The organism is Jannaschia pohangensis (assembly GCF_900113875.1).
Classification (GTDB): domain Bacteria; phylum Pseudomonadota; class Alphaproteobacteria; order Rhodobacterales; family Rhodobacteraceae; genus Jannaschia; species Jannaschia pohangensis.
This window is the reverse complement of the sequence record NZ_FORA01000017.1, coordinates 1-2,932: the sequence shown is the minus strand read 5'-3', so window position 1 is coordinate 2,932 and position 2,932 is coordinate 1. Positions and strand designations below refer to the sequence as shown.

General features: G+C 63.5%; 5 protein-coding genes. All 5 read left to right on the top strand.

The features are described from left to right. The first annotated feature begins 187 nt into the window (after window positions 1-187). Window positions 188-409 carry a hypothetical protein gene (locus BM002_RS18945; RefSeq protein WP_092785271.1) on the top strand — a complete coding sequence of 74 codons (222 nt, stop codon included), beginning with the start codon at window positions 188-190 and terminating at the stop codon, window positions 407-409. Window positions 410-644: 235 nt separating this feature from the next. Further along, window positions 645-953 (top strand): 30S ribosomal protein S10, encoded by a 309-nt coding sequence (gene rpsJ / locus BM002_RS18940; protein WP_092785268.1) that lies wholly within the window; start codon window positions 645-647, stop codon window positions 951-953. Between the two features lie 13 nt (window positions 954-966). Then, a complete protein-coding gene (gene rplC / locus BM002_RS18935; RefSeq protein WP_092785264.1) occupies window positions 967-1,821 on the top strand; it encodes a 50S ribosomal protein L3 in 855 nt (284 codons plus the stop codon). Next, complete coding sequence (gene rplD / locus BM002_RS18930; protein WP_092785261.1) at window positions 1,818-2,435, top strand: 50S ribosomal protein L4; 618 nt, start codon at window positions 1,818-1,820, stop codon at window positions 2,433-2,435. The genes rplC and rplD overlap by 4 nt, the downstream gene beginning before the upstream one ends. After that, window positions 2,432-2,716 carry a 50S ribosomal protein L23 gene (locus BM002_RS18925; protein WP_092785258.1) on the top strand — a complete coding sequence of 95 codons (285 nt, stop codon included), beginning with the start codon at window positions 2,432-2,434 and terminating at the stop codon, window positions 2,714-2,716. The genes rplD and BM002_RS18925 overlap by 4 nt, the downstream gene beginning before the upstream one ends. The last annotated feature ends 216 nt before the right edge of the window (window positions 2,717-2,932 follow it).

The following is a 2,932-nucleotide window of genomic DNA, read 5'->3' as shown; positions in this document are numbered from 1 at the left end:
CCGTCCCGCAAGGGGCGGCCTTTGTCACGAGAGGGCGGGATGGTTGGATGGTTGGATGGTTGGACGCGCAAGATGGGGGAGGTGTCCCGCCGTCATATCTTTGCCCGAAATCTGCGCCAGACGGCGACGGCACAACCGCCGCAACCTGCATTCGCCGCAGATTGCCCTGCAGACAGGAGTCAGACCCATGGCCACCAGGGACACCCCGCCTCTCTATGTGACAGTCGGCCTCTACGGGATCGGCAGCCGGGCCCTGGCGATGGCCTTCGTCTGGATCTCGCTGGTCTGCGCCGTCGCGGCGACCGCCTATCTGGCAAACCCCATCGGGATGATCCTCGTGCTGGCCGCCCTGTGGTATTGGCTGGCGATCCGCTGGATGGACGCCCACGACGCCTGGCCCAAGTCCTGATCCATCGCACCCCGAGGCCCGACGGCCCCGCTTTGGCAGTTGTATGGAAAAGCGCGACAAGAGGGGTTGCAGCAGGGCGCAACTCGGTCTAGACGCGCCCATCTACGGACGGGGCTGCCACGCGCGGCCCCGCTTCCGTCTGGGTTCGACGAGGGGTGCGGGTGGTCCGTTCTCCTCCTCTCAACTCTCACGCTGACTTCCGCTTTTCGCGGAGGCAGCCTGTCAGGCGAATGACATGAAAAGCCAGAATATCCGTATCCGGCTCAAGGCGTTCGATTACCGTGTGCTGGACGCCAGCACCCTGGAAATCGTGAATACCGCCAAGCGCACGGGTGCCCAGGTTCGCGGGCCGATCCCGCTCCCCAACAAGATCGAGAAATTCACCGTCCTGCGCGGTCCGCACATCGACAAGAAGTCGCGCGACCAGTGGGAAATCCGCACGCACAAGCGTCTGCTGGATATCGTGGATCCGACCCCGCAGACGGTGGACGCGCTGATGAAGCTCGACCTCGCCGCCGGCGTGGACGTCGAGATCAAGGTCTGAGGAGGCACCAGAGATGATGCGTTCCGGAGTGATCGCCAAGAAGGTGGGTATGACCCGCCTGTTCATGGAAGACGGGAAGCAGATCCCCGTCACCGTCCTGCAGCTCGATGGCCTCCAGGTCGTCGGCCAACGCACGGACGACAAGCACGGTTATACCGCAGTCCAGCTGGGCGCCGGTACGGCCAAGGTCAAGCGCACCAGCCAGGCAATGCGCGGCGTGTTCAAGAACGCCGGCGTGGAGCCCAAGCGCAAGATCGTGGAATTCCGAGTCGATGCGGCCAACATGATCGACGTGGGCGAGGAAATCATCGCCGACCATTACTTCGAGGGTCAGTTCGTCGACGTCTCCGGCACTTCCATCGGCAAGGGTTTTGCCGGTGCGATGAAGCGCTGGAACTTCGGTGGTCTGCGTGCCTCGCACGGTGTGTCGGTCAGCCACCGCTCGCACGGCTCCACGGGCCAGTGTCAGGACCCCGGCAAGGTGTTCAAGGGCAAGAAGATGGCCGGTCACATGGGCAACGCCCGTGTCACCACGCAGAATCTGCAGGTTGTCCGCACCGACACCGACCGCGGCCTCATCATGGTCAAGGGCGCCGTTCCCGGCTCCAAGGGCGGCTGGGTCACGATCAAGGACGCGGTGAAGAAGCCGTTCCCCGAGAACGCGATCCTGCCCGCCGCGCTGCGCTCTGCCGCTGCCGAAGCCGCCAAGGCCGCTGAGGAAGCCGCTGCCGCCGCCGAGGCCGAAGCCGCCGCCGCCGCCGCCGAGGCCGCCGCCGCAGAGCAGGCCGCGATCGAAGCCGCCGAAGCTGCCGAGGCTGCCGAAGCCGAGGCTCCCGCAGCCGACGAAAAGAAGGAAGGTGACGAATGAAACTCGACGTCATCAAACTGGACGGCGGCAAGGCCGGATCCGTTGAGCTGAGCGACGACCTCTTCGGTCTGGAGCCCCGCCGCGACATCCTGTTCCGCGTCGTCCGCTGGCAGCGCAACAAGGCGCAGGCCGGCACGCACAAGGTCAAGACGCGCTCCGAGGTCAGCTATTCGACCAAGAAGATCGTCCGTCAGAAGGGTTCGGGCGGTGCACGCCACGGGTCTCGCAAGGCGCCGATCTTCCGCAAGGGCGGCGTCTACAAGGGCCCCACGCCCCGCAGCCACGCCCACGACCTGACCAAGAAGTTCCGTCGTCTGGGTCTTCTGCACGCCCTGTCCGCCAAGGCGCAGGCCGGCAAGCTGGTCATTCTCGACGATCTGTCGGCCGCCGGGAAGACCGGTGCCCTGGCCAAGCAGATCGACGGTCTGGGCTGGAAGCGCGCGCTCATCATCGACGGCGCCACCGTAAACGAGGATTTCGCACAAGCATCGCGCAACCTCGCCAACGTGGACGTTCTGCCGTCGATGGGCGCCAACGTCATGGACATCCTCAAGCGTGACACCCTGGTGATCACGAAGGCGGGCGTCGAAGCTCTGGAGGCTCGTCTCAAATGAACACCTACGACGTGATCCGCAAACCGATCATCACCGAAAAGGCGACGATGGCCTCCGAAGCCAATGCCGTCGTCTTCGAAGTGGCAATCGATGCGAACAAGCCGCAGATCAAATCGGCGGTCGAAGAACTGTTCGGCGTGAAGGTGAAGGCCGTGAACACGACCATCACCAAGGGCAAGACCAAGCGTTTCCGGGGGCAAATGGGCCGCCGCAAGGACGTGAAGAAAGCCTACGTTACGCTCGAAGAGGGCAACACCATCGACGTGACGACCGGCCTGTAAGTCAGGCTCATAGGGCGGGGTTCACCCCGCCACGCATACAGAAGCCCCGCTGGAGACAGCGGGGCTTTTTCGTGCTTCACAAATAGCTTTCTTCGTGCGCCATATCGTAGTGTGGTATAGCAACCAAGCCGGTATCTCTGAGGTCGCAAATGACAAAATTGATTTTTTCTATGAAGGGTGCTCTGACCCCCGACGTTCATCCAGCTGAAACCAGAG

What these genes read in the sequence shown, in the direction of transcription:
- BM002_RS18945 (WP_092785271.1), top strand. Translation starts at nt 188, where the DNA reads ATGGCCACCAGGGACACCCCGCCTCTCTATGTGACAGTCGGCCTCTAC.
- rpsJ (WP_092785268.1), top strand. Translation starts at nt 645, where the DNA reads ATGAAAAGCCAGAATATCCGTATCCGGCTCAAGGCGTTCGATTACCGT.
- rplC (WP_092785264.1), top strand. Translation starts at nt 967, where the DNA reads ATGATGCGTTCCGGAGTGATCGCCAAGAAGGTGGGTATGACCCGCCTG.
- rplD (WP_092785261.1), top strand. Translation starts at nt 1,818, where the DNA reads ATGAAACTCGACGTCATCAAACTGGACGGCGGCAAGGCCGGATCCGTT.
- BM002_RS18925 (WP_092785258.1), top strand. Translation starts at nt 2,432, where the DNA reads ATGAACACCTACGACGTGATCCGCAAACCGATCATCACCGAAAAGGCG.